General features: G+C 65.2%; 22 protein-coding genes. All 22 read right to left on the reverse strand.

Annotated features, from left to right (window positions below):
- Positions 1 to 644: 644 nt before the first annotated feature.
- A complete protein-coding gene (locus ACNJ93_RS08885; RefSeq protein WP_418956814.1) occupies positions 645 to 1,214 on the reverse strand; it encodes a DNA cytosine methyltransferase in 570 nt (189 codons plus the stop codon).
- Between the two features lie 18 nt (positions 1,215 to 1,232).
- On the reverse strand, positions 1,233 to 1,931 hold the full coding sequence (locus ACNJ93_RS08890) for a hypothetical protein (RefSeq protein WP_418956815.1): 699 nt from the start codon (positions 1,929 to 1,931) through the stop codon (positions 1,233 to 1,235).
- Between the two features lie 83 nt (positions 1,932 to 2,014).
- Positions 2,015 to 2,851 carry a hypothetical protein gene (locus ACNJ93_RS08895; protein WP_418956816.1) on the reverse strand — a complete coding sequence of 279 codons (837 nt, stop codon included), beginning with the start codon at positions 2,849 to 2,851 and terminating at the stop codon, positions 2,015 to 2,017.
- Between the two features lie 143 nt (positions 2,852 to 2,994).
- A complete protein-coding gene (locus ACNJ93_RS08900; protein WP_418956817.1) occupies positions 2,995 to 3,522 on the reverse strand; it encodes a hypothetical protein in 528 nt (175 codons plus the stop codon).
- A gap of 50 nt (positions 3,523 to 3,572) precedes the next feature.
- Positions 3,573 to 3,824, reverse strand: coding sequence for a hypothetical protein (locus ACNJ93_RS08905; protein ID WP_418956818.1), 252 nt, complete (start codon positions 3,822 to 3,824; stop codon positions 3,573 to 3,575).
- A 92-nt stretch (positions 3,825 to 3,916) separates the two neighbouring features.
- Positions 3,917 to 4,642 (reverse strand): peptidoglycan-binding protein, encoded by a 726-nt coding sequence (locus ACNJ93_RS08910; protein WP_418956819.1) that lies wholly within the window; start codon positions 4,640 to 4,642, stop codon positions 3,917 to 3,919.
- Between the two features lie 78 nt (positions 4,643 to 4,720).
- Positions 4,721 to 4,975, reverse strand: a complete 255-nt coding sequence (locus ACNJ93_RS08915) for a hypothetical protein (RefSeq protein ID WP_418956820.1) — start codon at positions 4,973 to 4,975, stop codon at positions 4,721 to 4,723.
- Positions 4,976 to 4,988: 13 nt separating this feature from the next.
- Positions 4,989 to 6,863, reverse strand: a complete 1,875-nt coding sequence (locus tag ACNJ93_RS08920) for a hypothetical protein (protein ID WP_418956821.1) — start codon at positions 6,861 to 6,863, stop codon at positions 4,989 to 4,991.
- A gap of 367 nt (positions 6,864 to 7,230) precedes the next feature.
- Positions 7,231 to 8,073: a hypothetical protein gene (locus ACNJ93_RS08925; protein ID WP_418956822.1), complete on the reverse strand. Its 843-nt coding sequence runs from the start codon at positions 8,071 to 8,073 to the stop codon at positions 7,231 to 7,233.
- A gap of 4 nt (positions 8,074 to 8,077) precedes the next feature.
- A complete protein-coding gene (locus tag ACNJ93_RS08930) occupies positions 8,078 to 10,474 on the reverse strand; it encodes a phage tail tape measure protein (protein WP_418956823.1) in 2,397 nt (798 codons plus the stop codon).
- Positions 10,475 to 10,862: 388 nt separating this feature from the next.
- The gene (locus ACNJ93_RS08935) at positions 10,863 to 11,177 is read right to left on the reverse strand and encodes a hypothetical protein (RefSeq protein ID WP_418956824.1); all 315 of its coding nucleotides are present in this window, start codon (positions 11,175 to 11,177) and stop codon (positions 10,863 to 10,865) included.
- A 31-nt stretch (positions 11,178 to 11,208) separates the two neighbouring features.
- Positions 11,209 to 11,772 (reverse strand): hypothetical protein, encoded by a 564-nt coding sequence (locus tag ACNJ93_RS08940; protein ID WP_418956825.1) that lies wholly within the window; start codon positions 11,770 to 11,772, stop codon positions 11,209 to 11,211.
- Between the two features lie 43 nt (positions 11,773 to 11,815).
- A complete protein-coding gene (locus ACNJ93_RS08945) occupies positions 11,816 to 12,232 on the reverse strand; it encodes a hypothetical protein (RefSeq protein ID WP_418956826.1) in 417 nt (138 codons plus the stop codon).
- Complete coding sequence (locus ACNJ93_RS08950; protein ID WP_418956827.1) at positions 12,229 to 12,477, reverse strand: hypothetical protein; 249 nt, start codon at positions 12,475 to 12,477, stop codon at positions 12,229 to 12,231. Before ACNJ93_RS08950 ends, ACNJ93_RS08945 begins: the two co-directional genes overlap by 4 nt.
- The gene (locus ACNJ93_RS08955) at positions 12,477 to 12,821 is read right to left on the reverse strand and encodes a hypothetical protein (RefSeq protein ID WP_418956828.1); all 345 of its coding nucleotides are present in this window, start codon (positions 12,819 to 12,821) and stop codon (positions 12,477 to 12,479) included. The genes ACNJ93_RS08950 and ACNJ93_RS08955 overlap by 1 nt, the downstream gene beginning before the upstream one ends.
- Positions 12,818 to 13,351: a hypothetical protein gene (locus tag ACNJ93_RS08960; protein WP_418956829.1), complete on the reverse strand. Its 534-nt coding sequence runs from the start codon at positions 13,349 to 13,351 to the stop codon at positions 12,818 to 12,820. The genes ACNJ93_RS08955 and ACNJ93_RS08960 overlap by 4 nt, the downstream gene beginning before the upstream one ends.
- A gap of 195 nt (positions 13,352 to 13,546) precedes the next feature.
- A complete protein-coding gene (locus tag ACNJ93_RS08965; protein ID WP_418956830.1) occupies positions 13,547 to 14,503 on the reverse strand; it encodes a major capsid protein in 957 nt (318 codons plus the stop codon).
- A 78-nt stretch (positions 14,504 to 14,581) separates the two neighbouring features.
- Positions 14,582 to 15,178 (reverse strand): hypothetical protein, encoded by a 597-nt coding sequence (locus ACNJ93_RS08970; RefSeq protein ID WP_418956831.1) that lies wholly within the window; start codon positions 15,176 to 15,178, stop codon positions 14,582 to 14,584.
- An 8-nt stretch (positions 15,179 to 15,186) separates the two neighbouring features.
- Positions 15,187 to 16,167 (reverse strand): hypothetical protein, encoded by a 981-nt coding sequence (locus ACNJ93_RS08975; RefSeq protein ID WP_418956832.1) that lies wholly within the window; start codon positions 16,165 to 16,167, stop codon positions 15,187 to 15,189.
- A complete protein-coding gene (locus ACNJ93_RS08980) occupies positions 16,167 to 17,597 on the reverse strand; it encodes a phage portal protein (protein ID WP_418956833.1) in 1,431 nt (476 codons plus the stop codon). The genes ACNJ93_RS08975 and ACNJ93_RS08980 overlap by 1 nt, the downstream gene beginning before the upstream one ends.
- A gap of 55 nt (positions 17,598 to 17,652) precedes the next feature.
- Positions 17,653 to 19,356, reverse strand: a complete 1,704-nt coding sequence (locus ACNJ93_RS08985) for a terminase large subunit (RefSeq protein WP_418956834.1) — start codon at positions 19,354 to 19,356, stop codon at positions 17,653 to 17,655.
- A complete protein-coding gene (locus tag ACNJ93_RS08990) occupies positions 19,331 to 19,813 on the reverse strand; it encodes a P27 family phage terminase small subunit (protein ID WP_418956835.1) in 483 nt (160 codons plus the stop codon). The genes ACNJ93_RS08985 and ACNJ93_RS08990 overlap by 26 nt, the downstream gene beginning before the upstream one ends.
- Between the last annotated feature and the right edge of the window lie 317 nt (positions 19,814 to 20,130).

Here is a 20,130-nt window from a genome sequence, read left to right on the forward strand (position 1 = left end):
TAGTCGAGTGGTCACCTTGTCAACGATCGCGTCGACCATGCGCACGCGATTTCCCTGCCGCGCGGAGTACACGATTAGGTCATCGCGGTACAGCTCGTCCCCGGCATAGTCAGTGACTACCCCTCGCTTACCCATGCTCGTCCCCCTTGTGATTCAGTAGGTGCAAATAGGCCGCGAAAGCCTGTTGTGAGACCACTCCGTTTCCGGCTGCCTTTAGCTGCCGGGCACGGTTGAGCCCCGGAATGTGCGTTATCCAGCCCCGCGGCAGTCCCATAAGCCATTCGGCGAACACTGCGGCGAGACGTCGACCACCGCGAGGGCCGAACTCAACCGGGATAGGCGCGGGTGTGCCCATGAGCACTTCCCACCGATGTACAGCCGGCGCGTAGTCCGCCCACCACTCGCGGGGGCTATGAAAGGCGCCCGGGGTTTCCTCGGCCACTTCCGGGTCTACGGGCAGCAGATAGGAAACCTCATCATCGAGCGTCGGCCCGTGTCCGCCCGCACGTCGCTTATCCGGATGTTGCGGAGCGCCGTTCGTCCCCAAATTGGCGGTGGGGGTTTTGAACAGCTTGTGTGCGCGTTCCTTGTCGAAGAGTCGCGCCACGGCGGTAACGAGATCCTGCCCGCCGCTACCGTCCCGCTCATCCCTCGCGAAGTCCGGCCCCTTCGTGGCGTCTGACGCCAGTGGGGTGGGGAGTAGGGGAAGCGATGAGAAACCATCTATCGCGGTGGTGGGCGGCTCCAACTGCGGACGCCCGATGGCAACACCATCGAGTGTCGTACCGTGCCTCGGCCAGTCCCGCGAGTACGTGCGCGAGGCCCCGGTTTCGGATGGCGGATACGTTCTCCAAGAAAACGAGCCGTGGTCGAAGAACGCGAATGGCCCCGAGTACGCTTTCCCAGATACCCGACCTCTCACCGTGAATCCCCGCCCGTCGTCCCGCGTTGCTGATGTCCTGGCAGGGGAAACCTGCCGTAATGATGTCCACCTCACCCGCAATGGTGGACCAGTCGTATTTGGTGATGTCTCCGAGATTCGGTGCGTGCGGATACCGGTTGGCGAGGATCAGAGACGCATACGGATCAACTTCCGCAACGTATCTGATCCTCTCTCCGGTCAGTGCCTCCACGGCCCGACCGATCCCCCCGTATCCGGCGCACAGTTCCAGAATCGGAATGTGGATACCCCCGTAAAAGAGGGACCCGAACATGCCGGGCCCCTCGGCCGACTAGAACGGAGTCGGCTCCGCAACCGCGTCGTTCCAGGACTTGAGAACCTTTACAACCGGCTTGAAGTACGAGACGTCCCGGCCCTTCTTCGTCGTGTACTCCACCAGCTCAATGCCCAGCTCGGCGAGGGCTTCGCCCTTGATCTTGTCGAGCGCGTTGCCGATCTCGTGAAGCGTCTCGGCGAGCTTCCACGAGCCGGTCTGGAAACGGAAAAGGCCAAGGTCGTAATCCTCGGCGAGCCGGAACGTTACTGCAATGGACGGACCCGGCCCCCGCTTTGCCTTATAAGCCGCCTTACGGTCCTCCATAAGGGCCGGGCAGCCGCACGCCTTACCCCGGTCCTCATCCGGCGAAAGGAACTCGACACCGTCGCAGTGGTGAATGAGAACGTTGCCGTTCCACAGCTTCATGTCCGACGTGATCGCGTCCGCGCCGGCGAGAACCACCTTGACGCGCTTCGCCTCGGTCAGAATCTCGATGAAGTTTTCCGACGTGGAATCGGTCTCCTCGGGAGTGCCGCCCATGAGCTGAGCGATAGCGTCGGCCACGTCCGGGTCACCCGTGGAAACCTTCCACGCGGAAAGGGTTTCCGGAATGCCGTTGACGGAGCGGCCGGAGTGGAAGCGGCCCACCGTGTCGTCAGAGAAAGAACCCTTCGGCATCGCGTCCGGGTCGGTCTCGAAAATGCGCAGAGCCATGCTGTATCCCCCTGTTTTTGGGCATGAAAAAGGACGAGTCGCCTAGGTGCGCTCGTCCGTGATTGGGTTGTGTCGTGCTGGTTTTACGAAGCTCGCCGCTGCGTGCCGGTGACAAGCCGACGGACGCTCTCGGCAATCGGGACGCCGAATACGGTCTTGGAAAGGTCGCGGTCCCAGTGGAAGACGTGCCGCAGCGTCAGAAAGACATTGAAGATCTCTTCATCGATGCGGACCGGCTTGAACACCCACCCTTCGGGCGTGATGTGCAGAACCGCAGCCCCGTCGATCTGCGGCATGGGCTCGGAAGTGCCGTCCGGGGAAATCAGCCGGTCGGCGTGCGCGTACGCGGCAAGCTGTAGCGCGACGTCCGGATAAGCGCTCTTGCTCGTCTTCCAGTCGACAACGAGCGTGTGCCACTCGCCGTTTTCGTGGTCGGGCTTACCGTCATCACCGAGCCGCACGCGCACAATGGCGTCAAAGGAGCCCGCATACCGGTGCTCATCCGACCAGGCCACATCTTCGGCGCGGACGAGCTGCGGGCGCACAGCGGTAAGGAATTCCGCGAAGCCGATTCGGTACGGCTCTAGGTCGGGGTGCACTCGGCCTATCTCTTCCAGCCGAATCATGCGCTCGAACATGTCATGCGCGTCCGACCCCACCTTGGCCCGGAGCTTCGTGTATCGGGTGTGCGCGTTGCGCAGGAAATCGACGGCCCCCGCGGGGTCACGCTCGGCGATAGCCCGCACGGCGTCAAGGTTCTCCACGGCGGTTTCCGCGGTCATCCGAGCAGCCCAGAAAGTCAGGTACGGCTTTGGGAGCATCGAGACGATAGACGTAACGCCCGGCACCTTTTCCGCGGTGGACGGGTTGACGTAGAAGCGGCTGCCGCCGCGCTTGATAGTCCGGATGGCGCCGGGCATAAGTGAGTCCCCCTCGTGAATGTGTGTGGTGGCGAGGGGATGACGGCATGACGGTTCAGACTGTTTTTTGGTATGCGTCTAAGAAAATAGAGAGAAAACCAAAACGGCAGTCTGGTCGTCATGCCGTCATCCCCTCGCGCTGATCAGCGCGGTACGGCGAGCCGGTCCGCGAGCGCGTACAGCTCGTCCACGGACCCGCCGTTGGTAAGCACGGCGTCCGCGGGGAAGTCGTCTAGCTCGGTCTCACTGCGGTGCTGCCGCTCGTCCTCGCCGGCGGGGCCGTGCTCGCCCGGACGCTCGATGCGCACCAGCAGGCAGCCGCGGGCCCGCAGCGCGCGGGCTTCGTTCTCGTACCGGCAGTCCGTGACGACGGCAGGGATGTGCCACCGCTCGGCAACGTCCAGCTTGGCGAGGGCGAGCCGGACCCAGAACTCTGCGTCCTGGTCGCGGACTCCCTGTCCGAGCCGCTGCAACGTACGGCGCACTTCCGGGCGCCCCTTGGCCCGGTCCCACCCTTCCCGCCGCACCACGTCCGACAGACGGAGCGGGATCGGCTCGAAGCCGGTCGGCTCGTGGCCCACAATGGGGTCCACATCGAGGGCGAGGGCGCGCAGCGGGTCCGCGAACGCGATACGAGCGAACGCGAACCGCGAGACGAGCCGAGCCCCCACGGTGTCCTTACCGGAGCCCGCTCGCCCCATGAGAGCGATGTGCCGATACGTCACGCGCCGGTGCCCTCGGCGTCCTGGTGCTCGGTGAACACGTCGGCCTGGTCGTCGCTCGGGACCGGCTCGCCGGCCGTGGCGGTCTTCCGGTCCTCGGTGCGCTGGACCGCCTCACCGACACCGAGAACAGCAGCCACGAGACCGAGGACGAGCGCGCTCGGCAGCTCGGGCCGGTAGTGGGCGACCAGGGCGAGAGCGGCGACGGCAACCGCGTAGATACGGGCCGGGTGCTTGCTGATGAACGACATGGGAGTCCCTTCCGATTGCTGTGTGTGATGAATCCGGCGGATGCGTGGCCGAGATGGTCCCCGCCGGACGGACCAGCCCTCACGTGGTGTCACTACGGCTTCGGGACCCGCAGCGCGTCCCACGTCGCCTTACCGGGCCACCCGTCCGCGTCCGCGCCGCTGTATCCGCGCTTCCGCTGCCACGCCGAGTAAGAGCGACGGTCCGCGTCGGTCCACTGCGGGCCCGGACCGGACACGTAGCGACCGCACCCCTCGGCGACCAGCCGGCGGCCCATGGCGGTGATCAGCGGGGACCGGGGGTTCTTCCTGAACCAGTCGCTCCCCGGAAACGGCACGTACCGAGGGCGGGGGCGGGGCTGGACGTACGCGGGGCGACCGAAACCGAGGATGAGCGAGCGGGCCCGAGTCCGGCGGTACACACCGTCCCCGTTGTCCTGCGAGCCCGAGTTGCCGGACGACGTGTTTCCCTCGATGGTGCGGACAGACGCACCCGGGGCAGCGTCCTCGGTGACGACGCCGACGTGATCGGCGACCGGACCCCCGTCCCAGCTAAAGAACACGATGTCCCCGCGCTTTGCGGCAGCTGTCCGGCTGTGCCACTGACCCCGCGCACGGAACCAATTCACATGCGACGGGCAATAGGCGAACTTGCCGACTACGGCGGAATTACCGCTGTCCGCAGCCCACTTGCTGACAGCCATGTCACACCACGGGTTGTAATTCAGCCCGTACCACTTGCCGAAAGTGGTGTCGTTGTTCCGCCCTTCCTTGTATCCGAGCGATGCCGTAGCAGCGCTGATCATTCCGTCAACAGTCACGATTCCCCCTTGAGTTGGGCATGAAAAAGCCCCGTCCGGTGAGCCCGGTACGGGGCTGGTGCTGGTGCTGGTGGTCGGCTATGCGGCGAGCTTCGCCACGGCAAGGCCGGCGGCGACGACGGTTGCCACGGCCCCGACAAGTGCGACGGGTAGCACGTACTTCGCTCGCTCGCTTTCGAGCCCACGAATGCGGGTCTCGTGGTCGGCAAGGGTCTCGGTGACGTTCTCGCCGTCCTGGCCGAGCCGCTGCACGTCCCCGCGCAGCCCAACCACTTCGTCGTAGATCTCCCGCGCGCCGATGACTACGCCTAGCGGGTCGTCCTGGTCGTCCACGTCCCTCCCCTCTCTATCTCGGCGGTGGTGCTCCGGGCCGGGTGGGCGGGTCCGGAAACAGCCCCTGATCTGTGGGCGGTCCGTTGGTCTGCGCCCCTCGGAGCGTGAGTGTCTGTCTGACGGCTGCGTCGCTTCCCTCGGTGCGCACTCCGACGACCCACGCGAGCGTGTCCAGCGCGGCCCCCGTGCTGTCGACCACGCGAACCACGTCGCCGAGTTCAATCCGGGGGTCCGGCAGGATTTCGACGCTTTGCAGCAGAGGCGCGGGAAAAGCCGCAGCCTTTAGCAATGCGTTCGCCAGTTCCGAAGCATCGTCCGGGAATTGCACCCAAGGAGTCGCGTCGTGCTCGTAAGCCTGCACCCCGTATGCCGCTTGGCTCGCGGTATCACGCGCCACGGATACGGAAGTTGCAGGGGTTTTGGTGGATGAGTCGTCGCGGTCGGCGTCGAGCACTGCCCCGTGATAGTAGATCGTGGAGGGACCACGATTCAGAATCGATAGGCGTGTTTCGCCACCGTCCCGCCGTACCTCCCATTCGGCGAGACCTCGGGCGAGTGGACTCGTGGCGAGCGTGCCTGTCCGCAGTACAAGACCCCCGATACCTTCTAGGTCGGTATGGAGTGACGGTGCGTCGCAGTCGTATCGATCCTCGCTGATCGGCAGGGATCGAATGGTCGTGAAGCCAGAAGGAATGGAGATTACGTTTGCATCGCGCACGCCCACGTACTCGTAGTCATGTCCGCCATAGTTTGCCCACTTGACTGTCACGTCATTTCGGCACGCGTCGATTTCCTCTGACACGGTGAGGCTAGCTAGCTCCCTCGCAGAGGAAACGGTCACAGCCGGCGTGCTTGGGGTCGTGGCCCACCGCGAGTACCCCTGCATCCGGAAGAACCCGTCCCGGTCGAACTCGACCGTAGATAGGGTCTTTTTTGCAATCTCGGTGATCACCGACCAGGAGTCGCCGGAAACCTTCGGGATGGAAGCGAGCTGGAAATCTGGCTTCCCAAGGGTGCCGCCCTTGAGCCAAGTCCCTTCTAGGGTGCGCTCGGCGTGAGTGGCGGGACGTGTCTTCATTTTGGAGACCTGCATGGCTTCGGCACGGATGTTCGTCATTGCCAAATTGATTGCGTACAGGTCTCCGGGGGGTGACGGTGTGGCGCTGAGAACTCCATTCCCTCCGTACCACCAGGCAGCAGCCGAGCGGGAAATGTAGGGCACCACGGTGGGAACTCCCGTCGCACTCCACTCGACCCACCACCCGAAATGATGAACCCCTGAATTACCGGTAAGGAAAGATGGCGTCCATGTCACTCGCTGATTCAGGGCAGGGTCATAACTGGTGCCGTGGCTAGCAGTGAGCACGCCTGTAGTGAAGTTGATTTCAAGACCGAGGAAACGATGATCCGACGTGTTGCCGGTGGTCGTGTCGTACTCAAGCCGGTAGCGGATGGTCTTATCCATGGTGGTGGACCCGCCCTCGGTATTGACCCACCCTTCCAAGTAGAGACCGTCACCTATCGCGCGGTTGACCGCAGTCGCTACAGGGCCGTAATTCGCTGACGGAGAGCTGTAATATGTTGCGTCCGCGCAGCTTTCGAACGGTGCTTTTGGCTGCGTCCAGTCATTCCAAATCCCGGAAAGGGAGCGAAGCTCTCCGATGGACGGGGCGGCCCCTCCGTGCATGGATGCATACAAAATCGCGGTCGGACGCGGCGGCGGACAGGTGTGGATACCGGCTTTTCTTAGCAGCTCATCCACAACCCATGTGCAGGAAGCAGCCCACGCCATAGACCCCTTATAGGGGTCCATCGTTCGCAGCGGAAAGGCGGGGCGGGGCAGCTTCGCCGGCAGCCGCAGACGCTCCGCACCGTCCAGCGCGGTCACGGACACGATGTCCGTAGCGGACTCGGCCGAGCGGCTGCGGACCGTTCCCCGGAACGCGTCCAACGTCTCACCGGCGATGCCCCACCCGGCCACGACGGACTGTCCCGGGCGGGCGGCATCGCCCGTGAACCTGCTAGCCCACGGTCCGAGCGTGCCCGGAGCCGACCAGCCGGCGCGGCCCGTTACTGTCGCGGTGAACTCGGCGCTGGTCGACCCGGAGAAAGCCCGCACCGCTTCCGGCAGATCAGTGGAGTACGCACGGTCTAGGGACCAACTCTGTACCCGCTCCGACATGTCCTCGCCCCCGAGCCGCACCACATGGGCAGGGGAGCGCTCGCCGGCCCCGAGAGCAGCAATGAGCGCCGCGCTAGCCGGTCGCACTTGTCACCTCCACAAGATCCAGACTGATATCCCGGTACGTTCCGTCCCCGGGGGTGGCGGCATGGCGGTATCCCGTGATGCTGACCCCGGGGCAGCCCTCGCCCGTCGGCAGTGCGCTGCCAAGAGAGGTCAGGTACGCGGCAGCGTCTCCGAGACAGAGCGCGGCTCGGCTGATGCTGTAGAACCCGGTTGCCGTGACCCGGAGGGACGGCACCACGAATGCCGCCCCGGACGGAACGGTGGCGACCATGGGCCGAGACGCGTCGGTCTGCGTGGTCGTGCTGAGCCAAGACCCGCTCGCGCTGTACCACTTGAGATCAAGCCCGCTGACCTTGGCAGCGTGGGAGTACCCGAACGCCCACGGCCACCACGTGACCGAGCCCGCGGGAACCGGGAAGCCGGCCCATGTCGGGTGCTTCCAGCCGATCGCCGCACCGGCCGTGGGCACACTCGTTACGTTGGCCACCACCGAACTCGGTGCCGCACCGGTCGCGTACATTGTTACTTCTGACGCGCTGTACTCCCATTGACGGAAGTCGCCTTTCCCCTCCGACTGCCGCCCTGAAAGGATGTTGACGGCAAGCGGGTCCAGCAGCACCAGGGGCCCCACATAGGAAATCCGGCGCGCGAGTGCGTCTATGTGTGCCACGTCGCCCGGTGCCATTGCCTCCCATTCGAGGGAGTACCGACGTGGCATGACGGATGGGGCCCACGTCGTGACCCCACCAGCGAGCGACCGGAATTCCTTCACGCTCACGTCGGGGCTTCGCTCGAACTTGGTCGCTCCGTCCTTTATCTGACGGAGATTTCCGGGAGCCCCAATCCACATGTGCTCACCTCCTAGCTATCTGACGGTTGCCCGCTGCCACGGCCCGAGCAATTTCCTGTGGACCGACACGCAGCACGATTTCCCGGCGGTCCTCACGCTCGGCGAGGATGCGCCGCAGCTCGTCCCACCACCAGGCACCGGGGCCCGCGGTGTCGCGTGCCGGCCGTATGCGTCCGACTGGTCTTATTCCGTCGATTCGGGGCACGGTCACCATGGACCGAATGCGCGCGTCAAGCGTGAATTGCTCGGCGTCGATACCTTCGACCACGCCCGGCGGAATCCACCGGCCGATCTCGTCTCTCATGAGACGCGAGGGCGAGTTGATGCCGAGGGCATCGGCGATTGGGCCGGGAATGGCGCTCTTGGCCCATCCGATCAGCTTGTCTTTCAGCCAACCGCCCATGCCCTTGATGCCTTCCCAGATACCACGGGCCAGATCGGCGCCCTTGTCGACCAGTAGCCGGCCGAAATCGCCAAGCGAATCATTGATGCGCTTCGGGAGACCCTTTACCCACTCTACGAATTCGCCGAACTTGCGTATTCCGGCCGATGCGAAGTCGGCTATCCAGCGTCCGGCATCGCGTATGCCAGTTGCCAGACTGGAAAACCAGCCGATGACGTTGCCAATCCACCCGATCACGGTTCCAAGTGCGGAGAACAGCCCTGAAAAGATGGGCCCTGCCAAGTCAACGATGACAGGAATGACAAAACCGAGAATATCCGCCACGAGTCGGCCGAACCACGACACCACCATGGTTATGAACTCGATGAGCGGACGGGCTTTGTCGACTACCTCGCGCAGCTTGTCACCGATCATTTGGACGGCAGGCGCCACGCGTTCGGATATGAACGCGGAGACTGACGCGAAGATCGGTTGCAGATTCTCGACCACGGACGTATAGACGCTCATGATCGCAGGCCAAATGACCTCTAGAAGAATCTTTCCGAGGGACGACAGAATGGGTACGACGGCTCCCACCACGTTGGTGTAGAGCGTCATAAAGGCAGGGACGAGCTGATTAAATAGAACGTCCCCAAGCCCCTTTAGGGCAGGCAGCAGGGTCGTTTGAGCAAGCGTGACGAGCCCTTGCAGCCCCGGGAGGAATGCATCCCGAAGAGTCGTTCCGGCCGTAAGTAGAGCCTGCCCGAAACCCGCAATGGATGCTCCGCCGGCTGACCCGGAAAACGCGTTGAAGAACCCCGATACGAAGTCCTTACCGGCGCTTAGCGCGGGGCCGAGGACGCTGCCTACAGTGGACGCAAACCCGATCAGGGGCGGGAGGACGTTGTTTCCGATGAAGTTGCTTACGCCGACTTCTAGCGTCCGCTTGAATTGCTCGATCTTGGCTGACGCATTGTTGTGCAGCGCGTCACCCATATTGTTTGCGGCGCCCGCAGTGTCCCCGAGAGCCTTTACGGCGGTCTTCGGGTCCATTGCGAGCAACGCGCGGCCGAGGTCCTCACTTTTCGTGCCGAAAAGGCCGACCGCCACGGCGTTCTGTTCCGCCGGGTCCTTAATCGCCTTAATGCCGTCTAGGACTTGCTGCAATCCCTCTTTAGCACCGGCCCCACCACCCGCAATCTTGCGGGTCATTTCCTCGGCATTGAGCCCGATAGCCTTATAAGCATCGGCGCTCGTCTTGCTGCCGTCCGTAGCCCTGATCTGAAACTCTTTCAGGGCATCAGCCATGGTGTCCGTGTCTCGGGCACCCGCCTGTAGACCCTGAGACATAAGCCCCATGGCGTCCGCAGCGGATAGGCCGAGGTCCCTAAATTTCGTGCTGTACTCGTTGAACGTGTCGGCCATGTCGTCGGCCCTCGGCCCCATTCGCTGCATTCCAGCGGTGAGGATGTCGAGAGCTTCGTTACCGTCTTTGGCCAACCCATTCTTGAGAATCTGGCCAACCGCATTACTGGTCTGGCCTAGGTCTAGCTCGAACACGTCCGACAGGTTTGCAACCTTGCCGGTTATCTCTTCGATCTGCGCATTGGTCGCGTCAGGCGGAAGGATGCCCGATCGCATGACGCCCGAGATTGCCGATGCGGCATCCTCTACGGATTCCGTGATGCCGTGGGCGTAGAGCTGCCCGGCGGCTTCGCCGTACCGTTTCGCCTCGGCGGGGGTGCTTCCTAGGGAAGCCTGTATGCGTCCGTCGATACGGGTTTGGTCCAGGGCATCCGAAAAGCCCTTGACGAGAACTGCCGCAGCAGCCACGCCGACCGCAGCAAGACCAGCTTTAAGGGCTCCACCCATTTTCCCGGTGAAGCCCTCGCCGGCTGCCTGTCCGCCGTTCTGTCCCGCGTCCTCGGCGGGACCGGCTACCTGCCGCTGTAGTTCCTCGGCGAACCCTTGGACTTCCGGCACGATGGACACGTAGCCCATGCCGACTTCCACGGCCATTAGCCCTCACCCCCCGTGGTGGGCTGCAATCGCGCGAGATATGTCGCGACTTCGCGCGGGTCCCGTTCGGTGCCGCCGATTCGGTCGGGCCGGACTCCGGGCCGCGAAATGGGCTTGGGGCGACGGTCGGGCGTCTTTGAACCCGCGTTCCCTCGCTGCCAGTTGGCTTCCGCCAAACGATCGTGCAGCGCTGCAAGTAGCTGCGTTTCCAGCGTCCATCCGGCGTCTTCGCCGGCGAGGGACCTACCAAGGGCCGACTCGGCGGGGAGATTGGTCACCAGGGCCCGCAAGCGGCGCCACGTGAGCCCGGAGCCCGGTCGGAAGACGTCCCGGATATCGGCACCGTAGTAGCGGGCTAGGTCCGCTTCGATGGCCTCTCCGTGCTCACTCAGGAGTCGGCAGAGGCCGACGATTCCCCCAGCGGCACACCCTCGTGTGCCTGCCAGCGCCGGAACAGTTCACCGAGGGCAGCAAGCGGAATCGGTATCTCGTTGAAGACGGGCCAAGCCTCGCCGAGACCCGCCTTTAGCAGGGTCTCAATGTCCCTGGCGGACGGGTTATCGATGTTGACCGACGTGAGGACGGACTTGTCCAGCTCTCCCGCGGCGGGCATCTCGAAGAGACGACCGGAGACGGTGAAACGGAAGGGTTCCCGGCGGGCTTCCTTGACCCATACGTCAAGGTCAAAAGCGGTGGTTGTCATGAGTCCTACCTAGAAAGTCGTTGCGTTCGGATTAGGCGGGCGGGGCGGCAGACCAGGCAGGGTCATTGCTGTACTTGAATGCCACGGTGCCGTCCGGGCCGGGATAGGCCGTAATGGTCAGCTCGTAGGCAATGGCTTCGTCACCCTTGTAAGTGATGTCGCCGGTCTCGGTGACTTCGCCGTCCGGAATGACGATCCGGATATGCGAGTCGCCGTCGATGACGTCGAAACCGAACGTCCTGCGGTCCGGTCCGGGCGCCTTTACGGCGAGCACGGACTTGCCGGTCGTGGTGACCACCTTTGAGCCCTTGTGGTATAGCTCAAGCACGGTCTTGCTGGTCTCGATGGCCGTAAAGGAAAAGGTCATCTCGGACGAGCTGATCACCTTGCGGACGGTCTGCCCGCCCTGCCAACCCTTGATCTCGGTAGCGTCGGCCGAGTTGGACTCGGTAATGCCGTCATCGGAAATCCATCCGATGTCCGTGAAAGCCGTGTTCCACGTGGCTTCGGAATCGGTCGGAAGTGTGGTCTTGGGCGGTGCCACATATGCGGCACCAGTTACAGCAACGCGAACCGCGTTGGCAGATAGAGCCATGGGAGTACCCCCGTAGGTAATGCGGTGATGGGTGATTGGCGAACTAGGCGCCGGGAAGAACGCGCCCGCGCATGTGGATTTCCACGGCGAACGCATATCGGGGAGAGCCGGACTCGGCGTCGGGTAGCCACTGCGGGCCCCCGACTTCGCGGGCGGTGTAGACCGTGACCCCGCCCCGAACTCCGGGGATGACGTGCACCAGGGCGCGGACCAGCTCGGCCAAGTCCGCGGCATCGGCTTCGGTCTCGGCCCATGCGTGGACATCGAGCCGGGGCCGGTCTGACACGACCGTCTGACGCGTGCCCCCGACCCGTTCCACCCGGACGAACCGCGAGGGCCGGGGCGAGGGGATGCGGGACAGCACGGGGACGGGCTCGCCGGCTGCCGCGAGGGCGGACCGGAGATAGGCGGTAACCACGGCCACCGCGTCCGGCATGACGACCACGGGGCGGGTGCTCACTCGGCACCGTCCATCCCGCCGAGCAGAGCCCGCCGCGTGCTCTCGGCGTCGTTGTGCTTCGCGTAGTCGCCAATCACAGCAGCACGCCAACGGCGGGCGCCTAGAGCCGAGTCGGTCCGGAAGTCGCCCCCCGTGGTCGACTCCGCAGCAGCCTTGATCCGCTCGGCAATCCGGCGGACTTCGGCCCCGGCTTCGTCCGACTTCATCAGGGAGTTGATCCCATTCCGGTTCGGGCGGAAGCGCATCAGCCGATCACCTCCTTTAGCCGGGCTTCGGTGTGGTGGTGTCGGCCCGAGACCGTCCAGCGCGACACGTCGCCGTCCACATCGAGCAGCCGGCCGAGCGCCACCACGCGGTCCCCGGGCTGTAGGTCGACGTCGACACCGCGGCGCGTGGCCAGTCGCCACCCGGTGACGACCACGGGCCGGTCCCCGGTGTCCTCGGTCGACACGTCGGGCTGGACGGACACGCGGCGGACGGTCGTCCTGGTCGCGCGGGCCCAGTCCCGTTCGGACGTGGTGTTGCCGTACCGGTCCTCCACGAAGGGGGCCCGGACGATCACGACCGTCTGCGTGTAGTGCACGCTCACCGGAGCCTCACCACCGCGACGCGTCGCCGGTACCGGGCGAGTAGGTCCCGGTCCGCAGGGGCGAGGGACGCCCCGATGGTCTCGGCCGAGTAGGTCACCGAGACCGAGCCGACCGACTCTTGCCGTAGGTCCGACGGGTTGGTGAGCACTCGGCCGGCGAGGGTGAGCACCACCGCGAGCACGTCCCCGGGCACGGACGCGTATCCGTGGGTGTAGGTGACGGTCACGGCCTGGTCGTCGAACACGGCGAGCCGGTCCCGGACGAGCTGCCACCGGTCCGGCGGGACGAGCTGCCCGCCCGCACGGACGGACTGCACCGCGATCACGGGACGCTGCGGCAGCACCACCCAACCCCCGTTCGGGTGGAGCGTGGCCGAGCTGGTCCCGCGGGTGAAGCTCTGCCGGGCTTCCCGGCGGACCACCGCGGACGCCACATCGAGCACCAGGGCGGCGCCCTCGGGCATCTCGGCCGGCTCGCGCTGCATCCACGCGGCAAGCTGGTCCACGGTGGCCAGTGCAGGGAGTGCCATTACGCGTTACCTCCCTTTGTTACTTGACTGTCTGTGCGCCGCACGCCAGACACCGCGTCACGGTCCGTGCGACCCCGCCCGAATCGAGAACCGGGAAGCTCTCAATGCGGGGCGGGGGCGGACAGGAATCCGTGTGCGGAATCTTGAGGGCGGACGCTGCACGCTTACGCGGCGGCAATTCCGTACCCCTCTCGGCTACTTGGCGAGGACGCCGTTAAGACGCGCGGCAGCCTTGCCACCGAAAACGGCGAGACCGCAGTAGAACTCAATTCGCGTGCGGTAAGCGGGCTTCGTTTCGAGCTGCCCGAGGTCGTCCACCATGACACCGCCATTGGTGAGACCGGTCACGGCCTGATCGTCCTCGGTCTGGCCGAAGCGCACGGCGTAAATGCTGGACGCGTCGGTGGCCGTACCCTGCGTCTCCGTCTGCGGAAGGATGTCCGCGCCCGCGGCAGTCTGGCCCGGGTCGAGCAGCGGAATGCCGTTGTACGTTGCCACCAGCTTTCCGGTAAGAGCCTCGCGAACCATCTCGTAACCGCCGAGCCGGCGAGCCGCGCTCTTGATCTTCGCGATCACCTGACGGTTGGCGTAGATCGCGCCGTTGGTGCTGGTCAGGCCCGGAACAGAGCCCACGAGACCGTCCAGCAGATCGAAGAAGGCATGGGCATCGGAGTCACCGTTGCCGACGATCGGAGCACCGTTCGTGCCCGCCGAGAGAACCTGTCCACCGGTCAGCCGCTTACGCAGACCGTCAAAGGACTTGGGGTCGGTAGCGGTGTCACCGTTGAAAAACGTGTCCTGGTACTTATAGGCCGCAGCCTTGACCTTCATGCGGGTCTGAATGGCGCGCTGGTCATTCAGGTTGCCGCGGGTCTGGACGATGAAACGGTCCACGTCCGCGTCACCGCCGAGAATCACCAGGGATTCCGACTTCTGGTTGACCGTGCCGGTGCTCTCGGTGTAGCCCTCGTTCACGCCACGGAAAGCGACGCCCGGCAGCGTGGCTTCCTCGTTGTAGCTGTAAGAGTTACCTTCAATGGGCATGAGCGGAATGCGGTCCAGGATGGACGATTCCTGAACGAAAGTCTCGATGACTCCGCGCTGGAGGTTGGTGGTGCTGAGCTTCGCGGACTCGGCGAGCGAAAGCGCCATGTGCTATCTCCCTGAATTTGGGCATGAAAAAAGGGACGCACGGTTTGTGTGTCCCTCGGTGTGGGTTGGTTGTGCGGGTTACTCGGCGGTGCTGTACGCGTCCCGCAGCCGATCGAACGGCGACGCAGCGGGCTCGTCCTTCGGGTCCGTGGTGCCGCGCTGCCCCGAGCCGACGTCGCCCCACGGGGCCGGGCTCGATGCGGTCGACTCCGCGGCGAGATAGGGCTTGTCCTTGACGAGCTGGTCCACGGCGGCAGCAATGGCCGCGGTGTCGACGTCGCCCGCCGTACCGGTGAGCGAGTCAAGGTCGACCAGGGCGAGCGCGTCCGCAGGGTCACGGAGCTTGCCCGTTGCCGCCGCACGAAGCTCGGCGCGGACGAGCTGCCCCATGAAGTCGGCCCGGATCTCGTCGCGGAGCGCGTCAAGGTCGGTGCCCCTCTGCGCAGCATTCGCGCGGCGGAGTCGGGTTGCCTCCCGCTCGGCTTCCTCGGCGCGGGTCTCCGCGGCAGTTCGGGCAGCACGCTCGGCGGACAGCTCCGCGGCAGAGTCGTCGCCGCCCTCGCCCGGCTTCGTGCCCTCGGGCGGGTTGCCGCTCGGCTTCGGGTCGCCCTCGCCCGTCTTCGGCTCCGGGCCAGTCGGGTTCGGGTTGGGGTTGGGGTTCGGGTCGTTAGGCATGTGTCCCCTCACGTGATGTATCCGTGTTTCCGGAGCATCGCTATTTGGTGCTCTCGGTCATCGCCAGCAAGTTTGAAAATGGTTTCCGGCATTAGCCGGGCTTCCTTTGCACGCTCGTACCGCTTGCCGGGGACTTTCTCGAAACCGGAGTTCAGCGCTTTGCCGCCGATACCGCGTTTCGTCGTCCCCTCCGTGGTCACCCGCAGCGGGCCCCGGCTCGTGGCTGCCGTCGCCAGTCCTCGGCGCGCGTTGACGAGCTGCCCGAGATCGGCCCCGGCTTCCAGTGCCTTGACTCCCGCGGCACCGAGCCGCCTCCGCTGTTCCTCGGGGCTCATCCGGCGGAACAAGTCCTCGGGGGTGTCGGTCCCGCGCCACTCGGCATCCGTCATCGGTTCCATGCCGCAGTCACACCGGGGGTGCCGACGAAAGCCGGTGCTGTAGCTGTACTGCCGCCCGGAAAGGACGATGCAGCGGGCGCACGCGGGCAGCCGGACCACCCGGACGTAGGACACGCACCGGGGCTCGGCAGCCATGGCGACCGACGTAGCGGCACGCGCCGTGTCGGCAACCGTGGTGCTTACGAGCATGGCCATTTGGTTCAGCCCGACCAGGGATGCCGCTTCCGCGGATGCTCCGCCGGCTAGAGCTTGGGCCGTGCTGATAGCCGGGACGTAGAGCAGCGTGGAGAGCGGACGAGCGTCCGCGGCGAACCCTGCGAGGGCGCCCGGGTTCAGCAGCCCGAGCGGTCCGGCTGCCGCACCCTGCGCGAGCATGGATGCGGTGACGAATGCTTGGGCCCCTGCCGCTGCGGTCATCTGCCCCGTGGTCACCGCGGCGAGGATCGCGCGGCCGGTCTCACCGGACATGGCGGACAGGATGCGGTCCGGGGTCACGTCCCGCCACAGAGCTTGTACGGCGTCGACCACGCTGCGCGTGATGCTCTGGACTTCCGTGTAACGGGTCTGCGCGAGCGTCGCGGAGTCCGGCATTACGCGACGTCCGGCAGCTCGTCCGCGGGCTCGTCCTCGCCCTGGTCGTCCTCGGGCGGCTTCGGCCCGTACAGCGCGGCCACGTTGCCGCCGAGGATCGCGCCCGCCTGGTCGTCGCGCATCCGCTTCCATCGAGCGATCTCGTCCGGGGTGACCCCGGGGATTCGCTCCCACAGAGCCTCATCCGGTACGCCAATGCTCTTGAGCTTGACGAGCGCGTCCGAGTACTGGGAGTCCGAACGGAACTGCGGGTCACGCCAAATCACCGTGCCGAGCGCGAGGGCTTCGGCTCGTCCCCGCTCGCCGGCTGCGAGGGCTTCCAGCCGCATCACTTCGCGCAGTCCTGCGCCGAAGTGCCGTTGCCGCTCGGTCACTTTGGCCACTAGACCGGCTTCCGATGCGGCGAGGGCATCCGCACTCACGTTGATGAGCTGCCCGCTTAGGTACGTGGCGGGCGTGCGGGTTTGCGCCGCGATGTGCTCGACTGCCTTAGTGATAACGCGCAAGTAGTTATCGAGATCGGCGGCGGAGAATTCGGCGATCGATGCGCCTTCCTTCTCAAGCCACAGCAAACGGTCCGAGCGGAATTTGTCAATGGGCTCGTCTTCCTCGCCGACGACTTCGCCGGACTCAGGGTCGATGATCTCCCGAACGGGCCGGTCCATTCCGAGGATTGCCCGAGCGGGCAGCGCGAGACCGTCCGAAGCGGTGAGCAAGTGAGCCCACAAGGTATTGACGGAGTCCTGTAGCGGGAGCACGGTCACCAGCTCGGAGCGTGGCTTTCCGTGCAGCCTGCCACGGTTGGGTAGTTCCACCAGCGGGACGACCCCGAGCGGATTCTTGATGTGCGATGGCTCGCCCCTCGGAAGCCCGACGGTGCGGCCGGTCCATTCGTGGCTTCGGCCCTTTCGCTGCCACCGGTACACCATGTCCGGGGTGAACAGCGTTGCGAACTCCCACGTCCCGTCACGCCACGCTTTCAGCCCCGCAGCGCGGAGCCGGCGACGACCCGGGACGTACTCGACAATGGCGTTTGCCGCGTGCTCAAAGGTGATCTCGGTATTGATCCCGTCCGGCTTCCAGACCAGCGCGTACGAGCGGCCCGTAATCAGCGCTTCCAGCAGCGCTAGGCCAATCTCTACGTCGCACTCGGACTTCCGCCATGCCGTCGCGGCTGCCTGGTCCACCGTGCCGTCTTCCAGCCGGAAGCCGAGCGGCATAAGCCGTTCCACCGTCGCGTCCGGGACCGTGGCGCACCAGTTATCGGAAAAGTCCTTGAACAGTCCGCCGGTCTGCGCGCTGAACTCCGGGCTCGCGAACAGCAGCGGTCGCTTTCCCTCGTACGCGTCGGACCACTTGCGGGTCTCGTTCTTCCGTCGCTCGATCTTCGCGCGGAGCCGGACCGTCATCTGTAGCGGAGTCTCCGCCATGCTCCCCCCTTCGGGCATGAAAAAGCCCCGGCCGGCTGAACCCGAACGGGGCGGTCTAAGCGCTCGCAGCGCGAGGACGTTTGAGCGGTCGGCGCACGTACCCGTCAAGTGCCATGACCGCAGCGGCAATCCCGTCGATTCGCGCGGACGATTTTCCGCGGTCCGGCTTCACCGGGCGCATGTTGTCGTTGCCGTCGCGGTACACCTCCACCACGCTCGCGTTCCAGCGGAGCACCGGGTTACCGCCGTGCCGTATTCGGCCCTCGCGCAACAGCCGTTCAAGTTCCTTGCAGCCCGGAGACATGCCTAGGTAGGTCTGCGCGACCGGAACGACGTCGACACCGCGCGTCTTCGCCTCGATGCGCTGGACGAGCTGCCCGGCAAACATCCGGTCGTACGAAATCCGCTGGACGTCCAGCCGACGGCAGTCCGCGACTATCTGTTTCTCGATGGCGTCATAGTCGATCGCGTCGCCCTCGGTAAGCGTGATCAGTCCCTCGCGGGCCCATTGCCGGATGGGGACCTGTAGCTGTTGCTCTAGCTCGTCGGCCCTCTCCTCGGGCAGCCAAAACCGCGCGATCAACTCCAACTCGACTCCGGGCACGCGGGATTCCACAGCGAGGACCCACGCCGAGAGATCGGAAACCGCGGAGAGGTCGACCCCGCCCCACGCTCGCCGATACCGAAACGTCTTGTCGTTCACGGGGCCGTTGTTCTCGTCCCACAACGAGAGCGGCAGCCACCGCGAAGCAGCCCGCATACGGCGGTTGAGCGATAGACGACAGAACGTCGCGAAGTAACTCGGGGTGCTCTTGGCTTTGTTCGCCTCACGGCGCATGTACGCGAGCGAGGGAGACGCGCCGAGCCCCGGATTTGCTTTGCGCCACGTGCTCTCTGCGAACGGGTCGTCTTTCTCCTCGGCAGCCCATATCACTCCGTAGTGGCCCGGGTCCGAGACAACAGCGTCCGCGCAACGGCGCGTATACGTGTGTTTCTCGTCGTAAATGCTGCCCTCGGTACCTTCGTCAGCCGTCGTAATGAAGATGACCAACGGCTGATCTCGGGCACCGGTGCCGGTCTCGATCGCGTCGATGAGGTCACGCCGCTTGTGCACGTGCACCTCATCCACGATCGCGCCGGACACGTTCAATCCGTGGGCAGTCTCGGCGATTTTCGAAAGGGCTCGGAAGACACCGCCCGTACGCGGCACTCGGATAAGGCCCCGTAGAACCTCTACGCGGCCCCGTACGGCCCGCGAAGTGAGCGCCATGCGCTTAGCGTCGTCAAAGACCCGCTCGGCCTGTGGGAGCGAGCCAGCAGCCGCGTATACCTCTGCGCCGATCTCGCGGTCTGCGAGCAGCAGCACAAGACCGATGCCGGACGAAAGTGTGGACTTGCCGTTCTTACGCGGGACTTCGATCCACGCCGAGCGGATGACTCGCACCGCGCGGCCCAACTCGGGGTCGTGGGCGAGCCATCCGAAGATCGGGGCGATTACCCAAACGATCTGCCACGGCGAGAGCCGAAGTCGACTGTTACCCCAACGCCCCTTCGTGTGCTTGAACGACTGGATAGCGTCCACGGCTCGCCGAGCGGCCGACACATCGAAGTAGGCGCCTGGAGCGTCCGCGGCTTGCGCTGCCACCACCAGGGGGCGCGAGCCGCAAGCGTCGGCTATCTCGTCCTCGGTGAGCCCGAGTTCCCGCAGTGCGTCCAGCGGGACGGGCAGACCGTCAGTCGAATACGTCTCCGTCATCATCCCCACCAAAGTCCGGCGGGGTGATCCGGGTTGCCGACGCGGGCGAGAGCCCGAGTTCACCCACCAGCGAGCGGAAGTGACTCCGGTACTGGTGGGCAATCGTCACCCACGGCGATTTCACGTTCCCGCGCTCTGTCTCGACTACCAGCCCCGTGCGGGAAAGCTCCCGCTCTGCCTGCCAGAGCCGAGCCACCGTTAGGCAGTACTCAATGGCCGTTTCGCGCTGCGAGTCGGTCAAGCCGGCTGCCACCACCAGGGCGGGAATCGTCCGGCGCCACACGTCGCGAGCCTTGCCCCGCACGTCCTCGGCGGAGTCGCCCGGCAGCAACTCGTCCCAGTCCGGTTCGACCGGCTCCGAGGGGGCGAAGCGCGCACCCTCGCTGTTGCGGTCCGGGCGGAACGTGCCCTCGCGCACTGCCTGTATATGGGGCTTGGGCTTTTGCCCGGGTACTGCCATAGGGGTTCACCTCCACCGAAACGCTCTGATGAGCCATGCGAGTTTTTTGCCTCCCTGCCGTGCAATCTCGGGAGGGGCGGGGGGTCACCCCCTGGTCAGTACGGCGGACGCTCCGCTTCGCGCTGAGAGCGACGCTCGGCAGCAAAGCCGCCCGGCTGGTGCTTCGCGGTCTCCCGTGAGTGGCACGACGTGCACAGCGGACGCAGCCGCGACCACGCATCGGGATCGGACACTCCACGTGCGAGCAGCGAGCGACGCGACTCCGGGAAGTGGTCGGCCACCGTCGCCGGCTTCGTGCACAGCACGCACCACGGATG

The sequence above is a fragment of the Streptomyces tritici genome (assembly GCF_048500665.1).
Lineage (GTDB): Bacteria > Actinomycetota > Actinomycetes > Streptomycetales > Streptomycetaceae > Streptomyces > Streptomyces tritici.

Excerpts from the sequence above, each read along its gene's own strand:
- ACNJ93_RS08935 (WP_418956824.1), bottom strand. The coding sequence starts at position 11,177 with ATGACAACCACCGCTTTTGACCTTGACGTATGGGTCAAGGAAGCCCGC.
- ACNJ93_RS08950 (WP_418956827.1), bottom strand. The coding sequence starts at position 12,477 with ATGCGCTTCCGCCCGAACCGGAATGGGATCAACTCCCTGATGAAGTCG.
- ACNJ93_RS08990 (WP_418956835.1), bottom strand. The coding sequence starts at position 19,813 with ATGGCAGTACCCGGGCAAAAGCCCAAGCCCCATATACAGGCAGTGCGC.
- ACNJ93_RS08895 (WP_418956816.1), bottom strand. The coding sequence starts at position 2,851 with ATGCCCGGCGCCATCCGGACTATCAAGCGCGGCGGCAGCCGCTTCTAC.
- ACNJ93_RS08905 (WP_418956818.1), bottom strand. The coding sequence starts at position 3,824 with ATGTCGTTCATCAGCAAGCACCCGGCCCGTATCTACGCGGTTGCCGTC.
- ACNJ93_RS08940 (WP_418956825.1), bottom strand. The coding sequence starts at position 11,772 with ATGGCTCTATCTGCCAACGCGGTTCGCGTTGCTGTAACTGGTGCCGCA.
- ACNJ93_RS08975 (WP_418956832.1), bottom strand. The coding sequence starts at position 16,167 with ATGCCGGACTCCGCGACGCTCGCGCAGACCCGTTACACGGAAGTCCAG.
- ACNJ93_RS08930 (WP_418956823.1), bottom strand. The coding sequence starts at position 10,474 with ATGGCCGTGGAAGTCGGCATGGGCTACGTGTCCATCGTGCCGGAAGTC.
- ACNJ93_RS08885 (WP_418956814.1), bottom strand. The coding sequence starts at position 1,214 with ATGTTCGGGTCCCTCTTTTACGGGGGTATCCACATTCCGATTCTGGAA.
- ACNJ93_RS08890 (WP_418956815.1), bottom strand. The coding sequence starts at position 1,931 with ATGGCTCTGCGCATTTTCGAGACCGACCCGGACGCGATGCCGAAGGGT.
- ACNJ93_RS08985 (WP_418956834.1), bottom strand. The coding sequence starts at position 19,356 with ATGATGACGGAGACGTATTCGACTGACGGTCTGCCCGTCCCGCTGGAC.
- ACNJ93_RS08980 (WP_418956833.1), bottom strand. The coding sequence starts at position 17,597 with ATGGCGGAGACTCCGCTACAGATGACGGTCCGGCTCCGCGCGAAGATC.
- ACNJ93_RS08970 (WP_418956831.1), bottom strand. The coding sequence starts at position 15,178 with ATGCCTAACGACCCGAACCCCAACCCCAACCCGAACCCGACTGGCCCG.
- ACNJ93_RS08965 (WP_418956830.1), bottom strand. The coding sequence starts at position 14,503 with ATGGCGCTTTCGCTCGCCGAGTCCGCGAAGCTCAGCACCACCAACCTC.
- ACNJ93_RS08960 (WP_418956829.1), bottom strand. The coding sequence starts at position 13,351 with ATGGCACTCCCTGCACTGGCCACCGTGGACCAGCTTGCCGCGTGGATG.
- ACNJ93_RS08925 (WP_418956822.1), bottom strand. The coding sequence starts at position 8,073 with ATGTGGATTGGGGCTCCCGGAAATCTCCGTCAGATAAAGGACGGAGCG.